The sequence below is a fragment of the Flavobacterium fructosi genome, from assembly GCF_042787335.1.
GTDB lineage: Bacteria > Bacteroidota > Bacteroidia > Flavobacteriales > Flavobacteriaceae > Flavobacterium > Flavobacterium fructosi.
In genome coordinates this window covers 1-19,953 of sequence record NZ_JBHZQA010000008.1, presented here as the reverse complement: position 1 = coordinate 19,953, position 19,953 = coordinate 1, and the positions used below count along the sequence as shown (strand labels likewise).

18 protein-coding genes and 1 pseudogene are annotated in these 19,953 nt (G+C 33.4%); 10 read left to right on the top strand and 9 right to left on the bottom strand.

Annotation, left to right across the window (positions count from 1 at the left end; translation table 11 throughout):
* Nucleotides 1-18 precede the first annotated feature (18 nt).
* The 3 genes from ACFX5D_RS12160 to trmD form a co-directional block, all read right to left on the bottom strand.
* Complete coding sequence (locus ACFX5D_RS12160) at nt 19-1,242, bottom strand: NADP-dependent isocitrate dehydrogenase (protein WP_379849828.1); 1,224 nt, start codon at nt 1,240-1,242, stop codon at nt 19-21.
* 286 nt (nt 1,243-1,528) lie between these two features.
* A complete protein-coding gene (gene rplS, locus ACFX5D_RS12155; protein WP_131916212.1) occupies nt 1,529-1,879 on the bottom strand; it encodes a 50S ribosomal protein L19 in 351 nt (116 codons plus the stop codon).
* Nucleotides 1,880-2,047: 168 nt separating this feature from the next.
* A complete protein-coding gene (gene trmD, locus ACFX5D_RS12150) occupies nt 2,048-2,725 on the bottom strand; it encodes a tRNA (guanosine(37)-N1)-methyltransferase TrmD (protein WP_379858451.1) in 678 nt (225 codons plus the stop codon).
* Between the two features lie 156 nt (nt 2,726-2,881).
* Between trmD and ACFX5D_RS12145 the strand changes: the two genes are divergently transcribed.
* From ACFX5D_RS12145 to ACFX5D_RS12135, 4 genes and pseudogenes are all read left to right on the top strand, one after another.
* Complete coding sequence (locus tag ACFX5D_RS12145) at nt 2,882-5,005, top strand: M3 family metallopeptidase (RefSeq protein ID WP_379858450.1); 2,124 nt, start codon at nt 2,882-2,884, stop codon at nt 5,003-5,005.
* 411 nt (nt 5,006-5,416) lie between these two features.
* Nucleotides 5,417-6,358 carry a 5'-nucleotidase gene (locus ACFX5D_RS12140; protein ID WP_379858449.1) on the top strand — a complete coding sequence of 314 codons (942 nt, stop codon included), beginning with the start codon at nt 5,417-5,419 and terminating at the stop codon, nt 6,356-6,358.
* Nucleotides 6,359-6,484: 126 nt separating this feature from the next.
* Nucleotides 6,485-6,583 (top strand): annotated as a pseudogene (locus ACFX5D_RS16270) (IS200/IS605 family transposase); the annotation flags it as partial.
* 342 nt (nt 6,584-6,925) lie between these two features.
* On the top strand, nt 6,926-7,858 hold the full coding sequence (locus ACFX5D_RS12135; RefSeq protein ID WP_379858448.1) for a peptidylprolyl isomerase: 933 nt from the start codon (nt 6,926-6,928) through the stop codon (nt 7,856-7,858).
* A 109-nt stretch (nt 7,859-7,967) separates the two neighbouring features.
* On the opposite strand, the gene ACFX5D_RS12130 is transcribed toward ACFX5D_RS12135, so the two are convergent.
* The gene (locus tag ACFX5D_RS12130) at nt 7,968-8,522 is read right to left on the bottom strand and encodes a thioredoxin family protein (RefSeq protein WP_379858447.1); all 555 of its coding nucleotides are present in this window, start codon (nt 8,520-8,522) and stop codon (nt 7,968-7,970) included.
* A gap of 171 nt (nt 8,523-8,693) precedes the next feature.
* Complete coding sequence (locus tag ACFX5D_RS12125) at nt 8,694-9,587, bottom strand: alpha/beta fold hydrolase (RefSeq protein ID WP_379858446.1); 894 nt, start codon at nt 9,585-9,587, stop codon at nt 8,694-8,696.
* Between the two features lie 159 nt (nt 9,588-9,746).
* On the opposite strand from ACFX5D_RS12125, the gene ACFX5D_RS12120 reads away from it, so the two are divergent.
* The 3 genes from ACFX5D_RS12120 to ACFX5D_RS12110 all read left to right on the top strand — a co-directional run bounded on the left by ACFX5D_RS12120 (nt 9,747) and on the right by ACFX5D_RS12110 (nt 11,236).
* On the top strand, nt 9,747-10,082 hold the full coding sequence (locus ACFX5D_RS12120) for a tRNA-binding protein (protein WP_379858445.1): 336 nt from the start codon (nt 9,747-9,749) through the stop codon (nt 10,080-10,082).
* A gap of 347 nt (nt 10,083-10,429) precedes the next feature.
* Nucleotides 10,430-10,756 (top strand): four-helix bundle copper-binding protein, encoded by a 327-nt coding sequence (locus tag ACFX5D_RS12115; protein ID WP_379849848.1) that lies wholly within the window; start codon nt 10,430-10,432, stop codon nt 10,754-10,756.
* Between the two features lie 27 nt (nt 10,757-10,783).
* Entirely contained in the window at nt 10,784-11,236 is a 453-nt protein-coding gene (locus tag ACFX5D_RS12110) for a YbhB/YbcL family Raf kinase inhibitor-like protein (protein ID WP_379858444.1), read from the top strand.
* A gap of 114 nt (nt 11,237-11,350) precedes the next feature.
* Here the strand turns inward: ACFX5D_RS12110 and ACFX5D_RS12105 are convergent, their stop codons facing one another.
* From ACFX5D_RS12105 to ACFX5D_RS12090, 4 genes are all read right to left on the bottom strand, one after another.
* The gene (locus tag ACFX5D_RS12105; RefSeq protein ID WP_379858443.1) at nt 11,351-11,902 is read right to left on the bottom strand and encodes an RBBP9/YdeN family alpha/beta hydrolase; all 552 of its coding nucleotides are present in this window, start codon (nt 11,900-11,902) and stop codon (nt 11,351-11,353) included.
* Between the two features lie 97 nt (nt 11,903-11,999).
* Nucleotides 12,000-14,519: a magnesium-translocating P-type ATPase gene (gene mgtA / locus ACFX5D_RS12100; protein WP_379858442.1), complete on the bottom strand. Its 2,520-nt coding sequence runs from the start codon at nt 14,517-14,519 to the stop codon at nt 12,000-12,002.
* Nucleotides 14,520-14,799: 280 nt separating this feature from the next.
* Nucleotides 14,800-15,180, bottom strand: a complete 381-nt coding sequence (locus tag ACFX5D_RS12095) for a PUR family DNA/RNA-binding protein (protein ID WP_073207609.1) — start codon at nt 15,178-15,180, stop codon at nt 14,800-14,802.
* A gap of 71 nt (nt 15,181-15,251) precedes the next feature.
* Complete coding sequence (locus ACFX5D_RS12090) at nt 15,252-17,012, bottom strand: ABC transporter ATP-binding protein (RefSeq protein ID WP_379858441.1); 1,761 nt, start codon at nt 17,010-17,012, stop codon at nt 15,252-15,254.
* 202 nt (nt 17,013-17,214) lie between these two features.
* Here ACFX5D_RS12090 and ACFX5D_RS12085 point away from each other — a divergent pair, with 202 nt between their 5' ends.
* The 3 genes from ACFX5D_RS12085 (at nt 17,215) to yajC (ending at nt 19,734) form a co-directional block, all read left to right on the top strand.
* On the top strand, nt 17,215-18,318 hold the full coding sequence (locus ACFX5D_RS12085; RefSeq protein ID WP_379858440.1) for a Glu/Leu/Phe/Val family dehydrogenase: 1,104 nt from the start codon (nt 17,215-17,217) through the stop codon (nt 18,316-18,318).
* A 187-nt stretch (nt 18,319-18,505) separates the two neighbouring features.
* Entirely contained in the window at nt 18,506-19,417 is a 912-nt protein-coding gene (nusB, locus tag ACFX5D_RS12080; RefSeq protein ID WP_379858575.1) for a transcription antitermination factor NusB, read from the top strand.
* A gap of 32 nt (nt 19,418-19,449) precedes the next feature.
* Complete coding sequence (gene yajC, locus ACFX5D_RS12075) at nt 19,450-19,734, top strand: preprotein translocase subunit YajC (RefSeq protein ID WP_379849862.1); 285 nt, start codon at nt 19,450-19,452, stop codon at nt 19,732-19,734.
* Nucleotides 19,735-19,953: the final 219 nt, after the last annotated feature.

Below are 19,953 nucleotides of genomic sequence, written 5' to 3'. Positions count from 1 at the left end.
AAGTATGGAAAAGATAGATTATGCTAATTTAGCATCTAAATTTTCTTTTATAGCTGCTAAGAAATTCTCAGTAGTCAAGTAATCAGCTTCAGTCAATCCTTCTGGTTTAACTAGCATTGCTAAATCTTTAGTCATTTTACCGCTTTCAACAGTGTCAATACAAACTTGTTCTAAGGCATGACAGAAATCAATTAATGGTTGATTTTCGTCTAATTTACCTCTGTGTTCCAATCCTCTTGTCCAGGCAAAGATAGATGCAATTGGATTGGTAGAAGTTGCTCTTCCTTGTTGGTGTTGTCTAAAGTGTCTTGTAACAGTTCCGTGAGCTGCTTCCGCTTCTACCGTTTTTCCGTCAGGTGTAACTAATACAGAAGCCATTAATCCTAATGAACCAAATCCTTGTGCAACAGTATCGGATTGTACATCACCATCATAATTTTTACAAGCCCAAACAAAACCACCACTCCATTTCATTACCGAAGCAACCATGTCATCGATTAAACGGTGCTCATAAGTAATTCCTGCTTCAACGAATTGAGTTTTGTACTCTTTTTGATAAACTTCTTCAAAAATATCTTTGAAACGCCCATCATAAGCTTTCAAGATTGTGTTTTTTGTAGAAAGGTATAATGGCCATTTTTTTGTCAAAGCCATTTGGAAAGATGAATGCGCAAAACCATAAATGCTTTCGTCCGTATTGTACATTGCCATAGCAACTCCATCACCTTCATAATCGTAAACTTCCCAAGTTTTTGTTTCTCCTTCTTCAGGAACAAAGGTCATGGTTAATTTTCCTTTTCCTTTTATAACGGTATCGGTTGCTTTATATTGATCTCCAAAAGCGTGGCGACCAATAACAATTGGTTGTGTCCAACCTTGTACGTAACGAGGAACATTTTTCATGATAATTGGTTCACGGAAAACAGTACCACCTACAATGTTACGGATCGTTCCGTTTGGTGATTTCCACATTTTCTTTAAACCAAATTCTTTTACACGATCTTCATCAGGAGTAATGGTAGCACATTTAATCCCTACATTGTATTTTTTAATTGCTTCTGCAGAATCAATAGTGATTTGATCATTGGTTGCATCTCTATTTTCAATCCCTAAATCGTAATATTTAATGTCTAAATCTAAATAAGGAAGAATTAGTTTTTCTTTAATAAAAGACCAAATAATTCGTGTCATTTCATCTCCATCCAATTCAACCACTGGATTGGCTACTTTAATTTTTGTCATAATGTATTGATGTGTAATTTATTTATTTTAAAAACGTGGCTACAAATATAATAAAACGGTATCGTAAAAGGAAATACGTTTGTGTTAAGTTTAATATGGAATAAATTGAATTACGTAATTATTGTTTTTGTACGTTTTAAAAGAGAATATGAAAAATTTAATATTCTTTTTTTGTCAAATAAAAACTCAAGAAAACGCGTAAATAATGTAAATGGAAATATTTGAATTTATATCAAAAAAAAATCCCCAATAATGTTGGGGATTTTTATGGTAAAGAGATAGCGGACTATCTTCTTTTGTCTTTAATTTTAGCTTTTTTACCAGTAAGTTCTCTGAAGTAGAAAATTCTAGCTCTACGAACTGCACCTTTTTTGTTGATTTCAATTTTTTGCAAAGCAGGCAAGTTAACTGGAAAGATACGCTCTACTCCAACAGCACCTGACATTTTACGAATAGTAAAAGTTTCTGTGTTAGCAGAACCTCTTCTTTGAATAACAACTCCTTTAAAAAACTGTGTTCTAGTTTTTTCACCCTCTCTAATTTCGTAGTAAACGGTAATAGTGTCTCCAGCTGCAAAAACTGGGAAATCTTTTCTTGTTACGAATTCGTCTTGAACGAATTTCATTAAATCTGCCATGATATATTTAATTATGGTTTTTATATCAAATCAACATTCGCGGATCTCGCCAGAGGTTAATCTGAATTTGGGTGCAAAGATAAAAAAAATGTTTAAAGTTTAAAGTTTTTCTTGTTTAAAGTTTAGAAGTTGTTTAACACTAACTTTAAACCTGAAAATTTAAACTCTTTACTCCTCCAGCAAATCCGGTCTTCTATTTTTTGTATGTTCATACGCCATATCTTCTCGCCATTTATCAATTTTGGCAAAATTCCCGCTTGTTAAAACTTCAGGAACTTTCCAACCGTTGTAATCGGCAGGGCGGGTGTAAATTGGACCGGATAATAATCCATCCTGAAAACTATCCGTCAATGCTGAGGTTTCATCACTCAAAACACCCGGAATCAATCGGATTAATGCATCAGATAATACTAAAGCTCCTAATTCACCTCCGCTCAATACATAATCACCAATTGATATTTCTTTGGTAATAAAATGATCGCGCACGCGTTGATCTACGCCTTTATAATGGCCGCAAAGGATAATAATGTTTTCGTACATCGACATGGTATTCGCTATTTTTTGGTTCAAAGTTTCCCCGTCCGGTGACATATAAATGATTTCGTCGTAGGTTCTTTCGCTTTTCAAATGCGTGATACAAGCATCAATAGGTTGTACCGTCATTACCATTCCTGCACCACCACCATAAGGATAATCATCTACACTTTTTTGTCTGTTCGTGGTGTAATCCCGTAAGTTGTGAAAATGAACTTCTACCAATCCTTTATCGATGGCACGTTTCATAATCGAGGCCTCAAAAGGACTTCGCAATAATTCAGGTAAAACGGTAACAATATCAATACGCATAATTTTACATCTTAATTTTAAAGGTGCAAAGGTACAAAGTTTTAAAGAGTCAAAATTTAAAGATTTAAAGATTGAAATTAAATTATTCAATTGTACTATTTAACTATAAGCTTATTTCAACTACTTTTATCGCTACAAATAATTTAATCTTAAACAATGATTTCAAAAATAACCAAAGCTAGTATAATACTTGTTTTTATTGCTTCCCTGCAAAATCAAGCGCTTCACGCTCAAAATAATTCTATTAAAATGACTAACCCACTTTTGCAAAAAAGCGCGTTGCAGTATCAAGCACCGCCTTTTAATTTAATTAAAGACGAGAATTTTAAGCCTGCTTTCGAATATGCCTTAAAAAGCCATGATCAGGAAATAAACAAAATAGCAACTAATCCTGCTAAACCAACGTTCAAAAATACGGTGTTGGCACTCGAAATTTGCGGGGTCGATTTAGTTAGGGCTACAGGAGTTTTTTATAATCTAACGGGTTCAAATACTAATCCCACTTTGCAAGCGATTGAAGCAGAATATGCTCCGATTTTTTCCGCTCACAATGACAAAATATATTTGAACAGCCAGTTATACAAACGTTTCAAAGCGTTAAACTTGGCTACTCTAAAAGGAGAAGACAAGAGATTGACGCAATATTACTTGCAATTGTTTGAATTGGCGGGTGCAAATTTATCGCCTGCTGATAAAGAAAAGATGAAGAAAATAAACGAAGAGTTGGCCAGTTTGGGTACACTCTTTGGCAACAAATTATTGATTGCCCGTAAAAACGGCGCTGTTTTATTTGATAACGTAAACGATTTAACCGGTTTGAGTTCAGATGAAATAGCCGCTGCAAAGGCAAAAGCTACGGAGGCGGGTCAAGATGGTAAATATTTGATCGGATTATTGAATACAACACAACAACCCTTGTTGTCCAGTCTTAAAAATAGAGCTACAAGAGAAAAAATATTCAAGTCTTCTTGGACTCGTGCCGAGAAAAATGACGATGGTGATACTCGCGAAGTATTAGAAAAAATGGCTAAATTACGTTTGAAAAAAGCGAATTTAATGGGTAAGAAAAGTTTTGCTGAATGGAGATTACAAGACCAAATGGCAAAATTACCAAGTACTGCGATGGATCTTTTAGCAAAAATTGCAAAACCAGCTGTCGCAAAAGCGAAGGTGGAAGCCAAGGAAATTCAAGACCTAATCGATGCTCAAAACGGAGGATTTAAACTCGAGCCTTGGGATTGGGATTTTTATTCAGAACAAGTGCGTAAAGCGAAATATGATTTAGACGAAAGTCAGGTAAAACCTTATTTTGAGTTAACGACTGTTTTAGAAAAAGGAGTATTTTTTGCAGCAAAACAAATGTATGGCATCAACTTCAAAGAAAGAAAAGATTTGCCAGTCTACAATCCAGATGTCGTGGCTTACGAAGTATTTGACAATGATGGGAAATCAATGGCGATTTATTATTTGGATTTTTACACCAGAGATAATAAAAACGGAGGTGCCTGGATGAATAATTTTGTGACTCAGTCTCATTATTTAAAACAAAAACCCGTTATTGTCAATGTTTATAATTTTTCTAAACCTGTCAAAGGAAATCCGTCATTAATCAGCTTTGATGATGTGACAACACTGTTCCATGAGTTCGGACATACGTTGCATGGTTTGTTTGCCAATCAAAATTATCCAAGTATTTCAGGAACAGCTGTACCGCGTGATTACGTGGAATTCCCATCTCAAATTAACGAGCATGCCGCATTGGATCCTGCCGTTTTAAAAAATTATGCCATTCATTACCAAACAAAAGAAGTGATTCCGCAAGCGTTAATTGATAAAATTAAAAAAGCAGAGACATTCAACAAAGGATATGTAGTGACCGAATTATTAGCCGCTTCAACGCTTGATATGGCTTGGCACAGTGTAGAAAAGGAAGCAGATTTCAAACCAACTTTGGTTTTTGAGAAAGAAGCACTTCAAAAATATGGTTTGTTGGTTAATGAAGTTCCAACTAGGTATCACACACCTTATTTTGCTCATATTTGGAGTGGCGGTTATTCAGCGGGTTATTACGCATACACATGGTCAAAAACCCTGGATTATAATGCTTTCGATTGGATGCAAGCCAATGGCGGTATGACCAGAGCGAATTGTGAACGTTTTAGAAAATATATTTTATCAGTAGGGAATAGTGTCGATTTAAATAAAGCTTTCAAAGATTTTATCGGACATGACATGCAAATAGAACCGTATTTGAAAAACGCGGGACTTTTAGAGAAATAATCCTTTTTTAATTCACTGCAAAAAATGGCATTCGTTAAGGTTGCCATTTTTTTTTGAAGCTATTTCCAGCTATTCTTTGCAATCTTTTTATCCACCGAAAAGGTGGATAAAAAGGATTTCCACTGCAAACGAAGTTCACTGAACTCCTATGAAAATAGAAATCAAGTGAGGTAATCTGGGCTAGGATTTTGTGGGATTAGTGAGGTTTTTAGAGCTGAATCTGTAGGAAAAGTATTTAAAAGAAAAAGAAGAATACCTTTATTTGTAATATTTTTTTATATATATTTGAAATGCTAACACTCCCTTATTTGTCAGACAAAGCCAGCCAGATTTGGGGAGATAGGTCTGATTTTGACAGACCTATATAGTTGTTGGCAAACACAAAAAACTCATTAGAAATCATAATAAAATATGGCATTAGACTTTTCAAAAATATTAGTAGTTGGAGTTTCTTCTAGGGCTCTTTTCAATTTAGAAGTAGAAAATGAGATTTTCAAAAATGAAAATATAGAAGGATTTAGAAAATATCAATTAGAGCACGAAAACGAATTATTATCAGAAGGAACAGCTTTGCCACTAATTAAAAGTCTATTAAAGTTAAACGAAATTGCTTCTAAACAAATTATTGAAGTTGTCGTAATGTCTAGAAATAGTCCAGAAACAGGAGTCAGAGTTTTAAAATCAATGAAACACTTTAATCTTCCCATTACTAGATGGGCATTTTCGGGAGGTGAACCCCTTTCTCCATTTATTGATGCTTTTGATATTGACCTATTTCTATCAAAAGGCGAAGTTGAAGTTCAAAAAATAAGTGATACCTCAAATTGTGCCACAGCATTAATATATGACCCACCTACAGATTATCTTCCAGAAATTGACAGAGTAAAATTTGCTTTTGATGCTGATGCTGTTGTTTTCTCCGACGAATCCGAACAAATTTATAAAGAAAAAGGTATTGAGGCTTTCCACCAACACGAAGCCGAAAATGAAGATGTTCCACTAAGTGATGGACCGTTTGCTGAATTGTTGAGAAAATTATCCAAAATCCAAGAATTTTTACCAACCACAATAGAATTGACACCTTTAAGAATTGCTATTGTAACTGCTCGTAACGCTCCAAGTCATATGAGAGTAATTAAGACACTTCGTCATTGGGGTGTTTATGTCGATGAAGCATATTTTTTGGGTGGATTATCAAAGGACAAAGTTTTAAAAGCATTTGGAGCTCATATTTTTTTCGACGACCAAGAAACTCATCTTGAGGGTTCAAGTAAAGTCGTACCTTCTGGAAAAGTACTATACAGAACTGACTCCCCATTAAAAAAATATGAAAAAAAGAAAATCAAAGAATAATACAACGGATTTGCTAAACTGAAAGTTTACGAATTCACATTCATCTCAAAGTAGTAAAACGTTAACAGTATTGTTAAAACATCTATTATTAACAAAAAATATCAATTATAATGAATACTAATATTACATCATAAAAAGAAAACATTTAGAGAAGAATACCTTGATTTTCTTGAAAAATTTGAAATCGATTATGATGAAAAATTTATTTTCAAAGAATTGATTTAAGGCTGTATAGTCGCTTCCGGGACAAAAATAAGAAGTGAAATGTGTGTTTCTACCAATATTTAGTCCCTAACGGGACAAATGAAACGATTAGTTTTTTCTTCCGATATTTAGTTCCTACGGAACAAATAAAGCAAATTAAAGAAATGGTCAAATAGATATTAACAAATCTTTTCTATTGCTAAAAAAATAATTTTAGATAATCTGCAAATTCCCAAATTCCCAAATTCCCAAATTCTCAAATTCTCAAATTCTCAAATCAACGAATAACTAAATCAACCAATCCCGCAATTCCCTTTTTAAAATTAATTTCGTAAATTTGCCTTTCAATAAAAATTAAACACAATGGAAAACGGAATATACGCTAAATTCAACACCGCAAAAGGTGCTATTTTAGTAAAGCTAACACACGATTTAACACCGGGAACAGTAGGGAACTTCGTAGCTCTTGCTGAAGGAAATATGGAAAACAAAATAAAACCTCAAGGACAAAAATTCTATGATGGTTTAAATTTTCATAGAGTTATTCCTGATTTTATGATTCAAGGAGGATGTCCTCAAGGAACGGGAACTGGAGATCCAGGTTACAAATTTGAGGATGAATTCCACAAAGATTTACGTCACGATGCACCTGGTGTTTTGTCGATGGCAAATTCAGGTCCAGGCTCAAATGGGTCACAGTTTTTTATCACGCATGTGGCTACACCATGGCTAGATGATAAACATACTATTTTCGGAAATGTTATAGAAGGCCAAGATGTTGTAGATGCTATTGCACAAGGAGATGCTTTAGAGTCAGTTGAAATCATCAGAGTAGGAGACGAAGCTAAAAAGTGGAATGCTATTGAAGCATTTGTAGGTTTAAAAGGTGCCCGTAACAAACGTGACGCTTCTTTGAAAGCAGATGCAGAAGCTGAAATGGATAAATTAGCAGCTGGTTTTGAAAAAACAGAAAGCGGTTTGCGTTACCAATTTATCCAAAGAGGTGAAGGTAAAAAAGCAGCAAACGGTAAAATAGTTTCGGTGCATTATACAGGACAACTTCCAGACGGAAAAGTTTTTGACAGTTCCTACCCAAGAAAAAAACCAATTGAATTTCCATTAGGAGAAGGTAATGTAATCGAAGGATGGGACGAAGGTATTGCCTTATTACGTGTAGGTGATAAAGCACGTTTTGTAATTCCATCACATTTGGGTTACGGATCTCGTGGTGCTGGAGGAGCAATTCCACCAAATGCTACTTTGATTTTTGACGTCGAATTAATGGATGTGAAGTAATAGTATTCAGTGTTCAGTCACAGTTTACAGTATTGAACAATCCAATTCATTTAGAATCCCAAAGCGAGAGTTTTGGGATTTTTTTATGTTCATTTATAAATATAATTTATTATTTCCACTTAATATTACAACCTAAACTCGGTTTTTGATCGGGATTAATAGTTCTATTGTAGATTACGCTATCAATTGCACCGCGCAAATCGTTTCCACTTAGTGGAATTCCGTTTCCCGGTCGGCTGTCGTCTAATTGTCCATGATAGACTAATTTATCTTGATTGTCAAATAAGAAAAAATCGGGTGTACAAACTGCATCATACTCTTTTGCCACTTCCTGTGTATCATCATAAAGATAGGGAAACTCAAATTTATTTTGGAACGCAAACTCGGTCATCAATTCCGGTGCATCTTCCGGGAATTTTATCACATCATTACTGGAAATGGCAACGATACCAATGCCTTGTACCCTATAATCATTGGCAATCATAACAATTTCATCAATTACATGATGAACAAATGGGCAATGATTAGAAATGAATACTACTAAAGTCCCCTTTTCTTTTTTTAAATCCTGAAAAGAAAACCATTCGCTCGAATTGGTGTCTTTTAAATTAAAATTTGGAGCCAAAGTTCCCAGTGCTACTGTATGTGAAGTTGTTCGTGTCATTGAAGTTGATATTGCTTTTACCAAATTACAATAAAAAATGCAGTATTAAAAAAGATTCGCCTTTTTACTAAAATATTTTAGAATTCAAATGAGAAAAAGTACGCTTTGAAGTGCTTTGTCTGCAGACAGCGAACACTTCAGGTCGTACTTTTTGAATGATTCAATTTAAATTTAAGAGTTTAAAAATTTAATTAAATCTCTATTTAATTTTTCTTTTTCTACATAAAACAATCCGTGTGGGGCACCATCGTAAGTAATAAAAATATTATCAGGAATTAATTTTGTTGCAATTTCGGAAGTGATTTCTATAGGTACAGTTTTATCTTCATCGCCATGAATGATTAGTGTAGGTACATTCACAGCGGCCATTTCACGACTAAAATCAGTAGTGGAAAAAGATTTTGCACACTCCAAGGTCGCACGTGGTGAAGAAAGAGAAGCAAGCATTCTATAATAATCTAACAATGGCGTACTTATAGGCTTACTGATAAAACTCACTCCGAAAAATGTTTTTCCGAAACCATCAAGAAAACCAATTCGGTCCTCTTTAATTTGTTCCGCCACGGCATCATATTTTTCTTGAGGAATTCCTTCAGGATTAGAATCGGTTCTTAATAAATGAGGGGTTATAGAAGAGATAAGCACTGCCTTGGCAATATTTTTCCCTGCATAACGACTGAAATAGCGTACAACCTCTCCGCCACCCATGGAGAATCCAACGAGAGTAACTTCTTTCAATTCTAATTGATCGATAATTGCTTTTAAATCATCTGCCAAAGTATCGTAATCGTATCCGTTCCAAGGTTGTGAAGATTTTCCAAAACCACGGCGGTCATAAGCAATTACTCTAAAGTTATTTTCGACCAAAGCCTCGATTTGATATTCCCACATTTCGCTAGATAGGGGCCAGCCATGGATAAGAATTACCGGTTTTCCTTGACCATAATCCTTTACATATAATTTTACGTTTGTTTCCGTCTCAAGATATTTATCAGTTGCCATTTTTGATTTAGAAAAGCTACCATTTCTTAATGATTCAATTCCATTTGTTTGATTATCTTCCATCTTACTACTAGTATTTATAGTTTTTAAATAGTATTCCTAATTTGTAAATTTAAAGAGGTAGGGAAAAAAATGTCTTATGAAATTAGTGTAAATAGTTGTAAAATTGATAGGTTTGTTAGAAATTAACATTTAATTAAAAACCATTAATACAATATAACCATGGAATTGACTTGGCAAGATTTTGAAAAAGTAGAAATGCGAGTTGGAACTATTTTGGAAGTCAATGATTTTCCTGAAGCACGAAAACCGGCTTACCAACTGACAATAGATTTTGGTTCCGCAATTGGAATTAGAAAAACATCGGCACAAATTACCAGACGATATCAAAAAGAAGATTTGGTTAACAGACAAATGGTAGCTGTAGTTAATTTCCCTAAAAAACAAATTGGTAAATTCATGAGCGAATGTCTAGTATTGGGAGCAGTAGGGGAGGAAGGTGATGTTATTTTATTAGCACCTGATTTTAAGATTGAAAATGGGTTGAGAATTGGATAACTTCAATAAAAGGATTTCCTTAACTTCTTCAGTGTAAATAGGTTATTAAAATGTTAATAATCTACTTATCAATCCTTTAAAATAATAAATATTGTAAATTTACTTTTCTATATCGGAGTTTTTTTACATACAATACCTTACTGAATGCGTGCTACAAATTCTTTTTTAAATTTTTAGGATTACAGTTAGTGTAAAGTTTCTCCAAAGCTATTTGCAGTACAATACGGTATTGTTAATGATGCATCAGCAGGTGCAGCCGTCATATTGTGAACCAGATGGAAATCAAATGCCGTAGCGTTTCCTTTTGGTGTTTTAAAATAGATTTTTAATTTAAATATACCTAAAAAATGGAAAAGCAAGGAATTATTGACGTATTGCATCTTTGTGCTGCACAATGCACACATTGTTATGATGCATGCCATTTAGAAAAAGAAATGGATATGGCTCGATGTATGATGAACGATCAGGATTGTGCAGATATATGCCGCTTAACAGCCCAGCTAATGGAACGAAATTCTGAAAACACAGCTATTTTCTTAAAATTATGTGCTGAAATGTGCGAAATATGTGCCGCTGAATGTGAAAAATATCCACAAATGGAACATTGTAAAAAATGTGCAGAAGCATGTCGTAAATGTGCAGAAATGTGTCATGAACAACAAATGGCACATTAATAATGAATCTTATTTATACTATTTATCATGTCAGTAACAGCCGGTACCACATTAGTTATAAAAAGTCCTAAATTTCTGGATAATGAATTTATTTCTTCGAAATATACATGTGACGGGCTAAATGTAAACCCAGAGATTAGTATAGACGAAATTCCTAAAAATACAAAGAGCCTAGCTATTATACTGGATGATCCAGATGCTCCAAATGGATCTTTTTGTCATTGGATAATGTGGAATATTACACCAAAAAACAGTATAAAAGAAAATTCTGCACCAGGAATTCAAGGCAGGAATAGTTTTGGGGAAAATAAATATGATGGGCCTTGCCCTCCAAGTGGCAAACATCATTATCATTTTAAAGTATACGCTTTAAATACTAAACTAAATTTACTTGTAAGTACTGATAAAAATGAACTTGAAAAGGCAATGAAAGAGCATATTATTGCCAGGGGAGAATTAGTCGGTTTGTATAAAAGATAATTAACCTTTTTAATCAAAATAAGAAGCTGCTTTTTTAATGAAGCAGTTTTTTTATGTCAAAATCAACAAAAACAAATCCATGAAGATCCAATTAGTATGAATTGTTGGTTCAGCTTAACCAATATCAATTTTAGTTATTAATTGTTCCAAAATCAATTGGCCTTCTTCCCAAAATTCAAGATTTGAATCGGAGTTGATATGGCCTTTTTTACCAATATTTATAAAATCGCTTCCCCACATTTTAGCAAAATATTCGGCTTTTATCGGAGAAATATAGGGGTCATTAGCACTGGTGACAACAACGGATGGGAATTTTAATTTTTTAGTTGGCATTGGAGAAAAATTCCAAATGGTTTCAGGGGTCTGATCTTGAGAATCAACATCGGCAGGAGCGACCAATAATGCGCCAATTATGTTGGAATTATTATTAGCTTCAGCCCAATGCAAAACCATAGAAACCGCAAGACTGTGTGCCACTAAAATAGTTGGAGAATCTATTTTTGAAATAGCTTCCGTTAAATTACTAAGCCAATCCTCAAGTATAGGTTGTTCCCAATTCGTATGAATTAACTTAGAGCTGCTTTCAAATTTTCGTAACCAATAGCTTTGCCAGTGTTTTTCTCCGGAATTGCCAAGTCCTGCAAGTATTAATAGTTTCGTTTCCATGAAACAAAAATACTTTTTAGAAATTAATTTCAAATATTTTAAGGACTAAATTATTTACTGAAGTTAAAAAAAAGGTATTCGAACCAAAGCATAACAACTACGAATACAGGTGTTTTTTGAAAAACCAAACTTTTAACAAATCCGCCGTCAGAATATAAATAGCGACAATTATTAGCATTATTATCATATTAAGGAATGGAAGAGGAGATATTCCCACTTTGTCAGCAAAGGGAAGATAGGGGAGAATTAAGGTTAGTACTAATCCAATTAAACTCAAGATAAAAAGGTATTTGCCGGGTCTGCTTTTAAAGAAGTTTTTGTGAGTTCGAATAATAAATAGAATGAACAATTCGGAAAGGATTGATTCTACAAACCAAGCAGTCTGAAACGCTGATTCTTTTACTTTTAATAGGTAATAAAGGATTAGGAAAGTAATTACATCAAAGATGGAACTATGCAAGCCAAAAATGATCATATAATTCCGTATTAATTTTAAATTCCATTTGCCTGGTCTGTTTAGTTGCTCCTGGTCCACATTATCTGAAGCGATGGTAAGATATGGAAAATCAGTAATAAAGTTAGTTAACAGAATTTGCTTCGGAAGCATGGGCAAAAAAGGTAATAATAAGGACGCTATTGCTACGCTAAACATATTTCCAAAAGTTGATCCAGTGTTGATAAATATGTATTTCAAGGTATTTGCAAAAGTTTTTCGACCTTCTTTTATACCATCAATTATGACTTTCAAATCTTTTTCCATTAGTACAAAATCAGCTGCTTCCCTGGCAACATCGACTGCATTTTCGACAGAAATTCCGATGTCGGCAGCACTTAAAGCCGAAACATCATTAATGCCGTCACCCACATAGGCAACCGTATATGTTTTTCGTAAAACTTGGATAAGGTGTTCTTTTTGCTGCGGTTCCACTTCCGCGAAAATGTGTGTTTTTCTTACCAGATGTTTCAGTGCTTCCGGACTTGCACTAAAAAGATCTTGGCCTGTCATAACTATAGGGTTTTTGATTCCAATTTTTAATGCTGTTGAAAGTGCTACATTTTTGTTGTCGCCAGAAATTATTTTTAAATTTACTTGCAGTTTTTTTAGTTCTTCAATTATTTCTATGATTCCAGCTTTTATTGGATCCTCAAGTAATATAAAACCTGCGAAAATTAAGTCTGTTTCGTCTTCTTTTGAAATATGGTCGTTATTAATATTTTTGTAACTAACCGCTATTGTTCGCAAACCGTTAATTCCAAATTGATTGAATTTATCCTCAATTTCAGTTTTGTGGGATTCAATGTTTTCAATGCTCCCATTACTTAATCTTACGAATGTGCAAATGCTGATTATTTGTTTAAAAGCTCCTTTGCTAATCAATACTTTATCAGTGCCGGTAGTAATAGCGATGCTTAATCTTTTGCGAATAAAATCATAAGGAATCTCGCCAGTTTTCAAGGACATTACTTTTGTTTCCAATTTTATCTTTTTTATGGCTTCATCAATTGGATTGGCGTAACCATTTTCAAAATAAGCGTTCCAATACGCAAGTTCTTTAACATATTCGTTTTCGATGCCAAGACCATCCACGGCACCTGAAATTATTATTGCACCTTCAGTAATGGTTCCTGTTTTATCTGTACATAATAAATTAACTTCTCCTAGATTTTGAATAGAAGAAAGTTTTTTTACGATAACTTTTTTATCTAACATTCTTTTTGCTCCGGCACTCATTGCAATTGTTGTAATGGCAGGTAATAATTCAGGTGCCATTCCTACAGCTAAAGCCAAAGCAAAGAAAGCCGAGTCAATAACATTTTTGTGGTATAATAAATTGACCACTAAAATAAAAATCGAAAGAATCAATGTGATTCTCATCAAAAAATAGCCAAAGTCTTTAATTCCTTTTTCAAATTTAGTTTCTATAATCGTGGTCGCACTTTTTGCAATATTGCCAAAAATGGTGTTTTTTCCTGTATTAATAACTACTGCTTTTGCAGTACCGCTTACTATATTTGTACCTTCCCAAAGAGAATTGGTTCTTTTAGCTAATGCAGTATTTTCGTCTAAAATTCCAACTAGTTTTGCTGTAGGATAAGATTCTCCAGTAAGACTTGCTTCGTTTGAATGCAATTCATTGGATTCAATAATCAGGCAGTCTGCCGGAAGCATGTCGCCAGCCTTCAATGTAATAATGTCGCCTGGTACGACTTCATAGGAAAAAACTTCTTGTGCTTTTCCATCTCTTAAAACGGTGCTCTTTAATGCGATCAATGATTGCAACTTTTCTACAAATCGTCCCGCATTTCTTTCCTGAAAAAAACTGAGTAATCCTGTTGACAATACAATAAACAGAATAATAAATACATCCGAGGTATCTCCAAGAAAAGCCGAAAGCAGAACTGCTCCTATAAGTAATAGCATCAATGGGCTTTTGAATTGTCCGATAAAAAGAGTTGCTTCTTTTCTAAAAGCCGACTTGCTTTTTTTTATATGTCCGGATTCTGATAGTATTTTAGCAGCTTCAGTTTTAGATAATCCCAATGCAGAACTGTTTAGTTTTTTAAACCAATAGTCGGGGTTAAATTGCCAAAAAATATTTATTGGTGTAGTTTGCATAAATTGAAGTTCTTAAGAGTTTGAACTGTAAATTAATAAAAGCAACAACCTGATTTTTAGAATTATAATCGAAATAAAAACAACTACTTATCTAGCTTATTCTGAAATATAAAGTAAATTATTGTACTGATACTAAGTTGATTAGTAAATCTAATCAATTCTGAAATATAACTGGTAAAGACTTGTTATATTATAACTCGAAAAAATTTTTTAAATACAAAAAAGTCCAAAAATCAAATGACTTTTGGACTTTTTAGGTGTGTAAGTAGGTAATTAACAATTAAATATCATCAAATTCAATATCAGTAAAAGAGGATGTTTTTGGTATAAATTCGTCTTCAACTTTATCAGAAGCATATTCTTTTTTAAAATCTTTTTGGTGTCTTTCAGAGATTACTTCTTCACCTTTATGGTTCAATACATAAGAAGTCATTTCGCCTAAAATTTCTGCGAAAGCAGCAAAATCTTCTTTGTATAAATAAATTTTGTGTTTCTTGAAATGGAACGAACCATCTTCCTCAGTGAATTTTTTACTTTCGGTAATCGTAATATAGTAATCATCTGCTTTTGTCGCTCTCACATCAAAGAAATAAGTTCTTCTTCCAGCTCGTAGAACTTTAGAAAATATCTCTTCTTTTTCTAACATGTCATTTTCTCTCATAATCCTTTCTGTCAATTTATGGTTGTTAAGTAGTACTCAAAAATCTAAAAAATATATGTATTACACAACAATTAAAGCAATTCTTTTTCTGAAAGTTGTTTTAAATATAAGGAAGCATAGTATCCTTCTTGATTTATCAATTGATTATGAGAACCTTGTTGGATAATTTTTCCGTCTTCAAGAATGATAATATTGTCTGCATTTTTGGCTGATGAAACTCTATGACTTACGATAATGGTAGTTTTATCCTTGCAAATTTCAGATAAATTATTCAAAATTGCTTCTTCGGTCTCTGTATCTACAGCTGACAAACAATCGTCAAAAAGTAATATAGGAGGGTTTTTAATAATTGCTCTGGCGATAGAAACGCGTTGCTTTTGCCCCCCGGATAAGGTAATCCCTCGTTCACCTAATATGGTGTCATATTGTTTATTAAAACCAACAATATTATCATGAACCACAGCATTTTTTGCCGCTGATTCTACTTCTTTGTCGCTTGCGTTTTCTTTACCAAACTTTATATTATTTTTTATGCTATCCGAAAATAAGAAGGCATCTTGCGGTACAATTCCAATGCTGTTTCGTAAATCATAAAGGTTTACCGTGCTTATTTCGTTTCCGTCAATGTTTATTTTTCCACCTGTTACATCGTACAATCTAGATATTAAAGAAGAGATTGTTGATTTACCGGATCCTGTTTTTCCTAAAATCGCTAGTGTTTCTCCCTTTTTGACTCTAAAAGTGACATTTTTTAATGCTTCTATATTGGTGTCTTCGTAAGTGTAACTTACATTTTCGAAAGAAATAGTACCCTCGATAATAGATTTATTAGGATTGTTGTTTTTTATTTCAGGTTCAATTTTAAGGAATTCATTAAGACGTTTTTGAGAGGCTTCAGCTTCTTGAACCATAGAAGAAACCCATCCTAAAGAAGCTACTGGCCAAGTAAGCATATTGACATACAGGATAAATTCGGCTATTGTTCCAATGCTTTTTATGGTACCATCAATGTACATTAATCCTCCAAAGTAAATAACAACTAAGTTACTTATTCCTATCAGTGCCAGCATCAACGGTCCAAATAAAGACTGAACTTTGGCTAAGTTTAAACTTTTACTTTTACTCTCATTCGCAAGATCCACCATGTTGTTTTGATGCTGTTCTTCTAATGAATAGGCTTTTATCACACGGATTCCAGAAAATATTTCTTGCGAGAAACTAGAAACTTTAGATAAATATTGTTGGAATATGGTACTTCGTTTATTGATTTCGGAGCTTAATTTGAAAATGCAATATGATAATAGTGGTAAAGGAAGAATGGTGTATAGAGTCAATCGAGGCGAGACATTATACATGTATACAATTACAATTGTAAAACGAATAAAGGTGTTTATCGTGTACATAACGGCAGGACCTACATACATTCTGACTTTTGAAACATCTTCACTAATGCGGTTCATTAAATCACCCGTACGGTTTTTTTTGTAAAAGTTCTGTGATAAGTTTTCGTATTGTCGGAAAACTTCATTTTTCAAATCGAATTCAATGTGTCTCGACATAACAATAAGTGTTTGCCGCATCAAAAAGGTAAGAAAACCCGCTATGATAGTAGTGGCGATGATCAATAAAATATTCGAAATTAGTTCTTCGCGAATTACTGAAATGGCTACATTTTTGTCTTTCGAAAAGGACTCTATTGCTTTGAATGATCTGCTAATTAATTTTGGTGTAAACAAAGAAAATATTTGGGCAATGATCGTAAATACAATACCGAGGGAAAAGCTGTATTTATATTTGACAAAGTATTTATTTAAATAGCGTAATTCTTTCATTTTTTTAAGATATTCTTTATTGAAATAGTTTTTTTTTTTGATTTTTAATCAATTTTTGATAAAGTTTAAAATTATAGTTTATTCGTAATAATTGCCATATTGATAAATTCAGGCTAAAATATTAGTGTATATCTGTTTTTTATGTAAATTTGATTTGTCTTTTTGGCAAATTCGTAATTTTATCACTATAAAAATCAATACTATGAATGCAGCTTTCACAACTGGAAAGGAACTTCAAAAAATGGATCCCGTTTTTGGTCAACTATCATTTAATGATCACGAACAAATTGTATTTTGCAACGACAAAGATACAGGTTTAAAAGCAATTATTGGTATTCATAATTCGGATATGGGTCCTGCTTTAGGTGGTACTCGCATGTTTAATTACGCTAACGAATGGGAAGCTTTAAATGATGTATTGCGACTTTCTCGCGGTATGACTTATAAAGCTGCCATTACAGGATTGAATATTGGTGGAGGTAAGGCAGTTATCATTGGCGATGCCAAAACCCAAAAAACTCCTGAATTGATGCGTAAGTTTGGTGCGTTTGTACATTCATTAAGCGGAAGATATATCACTGCCGAAGATGTTGGGATGGAAACTGCAGATATGGATATCGTTAGAGACGTGACGCCTTACGTGACAGGAATTTCTGAATCTAGAGGGGGTTCTGGAAATCCATCACCTGTAACAGCTTACGGGGTATATCTCGGTATGAAAGCAGCTGCAAAACAGCAATTTGGTTCAAATGCACTTAGCGGAAAAAAAGTGTTGGTACAAGGAATTGGTCACGTTGGAGAAACTTTGGTTGATTATCTGACAAAAGAAGGTGCAATTGTAACCATCGCAGACATCAATGAAGAAAAATTGTACGAAGTTGGGTCTAAATACGGTGCTGCAATTTTTACCGGTGATGATTTATATTCTGCCGAAGTCGATATTTATGCGCCTTGTGCTATGGGTGCGACTATAAATGATGCCACTGTGCATAAAATTAAAGCTAAAGTAATTGCTGGTGCAGCCAATAACCAATTAGCAAATGAGGATATTCATGGTGCAATTTTGCAAGAAAGAGGTATTCTTTATGCCCCGGATTTTTTGATTAATGCTGGTGGTATTATCAATGTTTATGCGGAATTAGCACATTATGATAAAGCAGAGATTATGCGTAAAACTGAGAATATTTACAATACAACTTTAGAGATTTTTGCATTTGCTATCGCTAACGGAATTACGACGCATCATGCGGCTTTGACTATTGCTCAAAAGCGTATTGCTCAAAGAAAGATAGAAAATAAAAAGTAGGCTAATAGAGGGTATTTAGTGTTCAGTCGCAGTGTTCAGATAGAACTGGAAACCAAGACTGAATACTGATTACTTTTAAAAAAAGGTGTTTTAATTTTATTTACAAGGATGAAATTCTTATTTTTGCAAGCTAATTTATAAAAGTTCTTACAAGGTGGTAAATAGAAGACACATACGCGTTAAAGTTATGCAATCCATTTATGCGATGCATCAAAACGGTTCTGATAATCTGGAAAAAGAAGAAAAATTTCTTTTCTATAGTATCGATAATATTCAAGATTTATACCTTATAATGCTTTCTTCCCTGATTGAAATTTGTAAAAAAGAAACCATCTTTTTACATAAATCATCTCTGAAACATCTTGCTACTGCTGAGGAGCGTAAGCCAAACGAAAAATTTATTAAAAATAGTATTTTTCAAATTCTTTCAGAAAACAATTCGCTTAGTATTGCTCTTGAAAATCGTAAAATTGACAATTGGACAAAAAACGATGATTATATCTTGTTACTTCTTAATGATATAAAAGCAAGCACGCTGTATGAAAAATACATGAGTAATTCAATCAATTCATTCGAAGAAGATAAACAATTTATTGTTGATTTATTTATGGATGTAATTGTTCCTAATGAAAAACTTTATGAATATTTAGAAGATGATAAATTAACTTGGGTAGACGATATTCCATTAGTTAACACGCATATCATCAAGCAATTAAAGGTGATTAAAGCAGGTGAAGATGATAATTTTAGAGTGCCAAAATTGTATAAAGACAACGAGGACAAGGATTTTGTAAAAGATTTGTTTAGAAAAACAGTCTTGAACGAAGCGGAATTTGCTAAAGAATATGTTGATAAAACGCCTAATTGGGACAGCGATAGAATAGCCGAAATTGATACCATTATTCTTAAAATGGCTATTTGTGAATTTCTGAAGTTTCCATCAATTCCAGTAAAAGTTACCCTTAACGAATATTTAGAAGTTGCCAAAGAGTATTCTACACCAAAAAGTAGTATTTTTATCAACGGAATTTTAGATAATTTAGTAAAAGAACTGCAGGCTAGTAAAAAGATGATTAAAGCTGGTCGTGGTTTAATGTAATATTAATAAACAAAAAAAGAGATTTTAAAATTATGGGACAATTAACTCAATTTGCGCCGTTTCTATTAATGTTTGTGGTAATCTATTTCTTTATGATTAGACCGCAGCAAAAGAAGGCTAAAAGCGAAAAAGAATTTGAAAGCAGCTTGAAAGTAGGGGACAAAATTATTACAAAAAGTGGACTTCACGGGAAAGTTTCGGAATTAGCTGATACTACAGTTATTGTTGAAACGATGTCAGGAAAATTAAAAATGGAGCGTTCCGCTATCTCTATGGAAATGAGCGCAGCATTAAATACTCCAGCTGTAAAAAAATAATAGTAGTTTTCGAACTAGAAAAAAATGCCCTGAATTTCAGGGCATTTTTTTATGTAGCGATTTAACTATTTTTTATTCTTCTTATTATTTTTATTCTTTTTTGGGTACCGTCTCATAAAGTGTGTAAGTTAAAAAGTTATTCTGAAAATTTGAGCTAATTCAAAAGCTCAAAAATTTTCGGAAATAACTTTTTAACGTATATTTATAAACACACTTTAA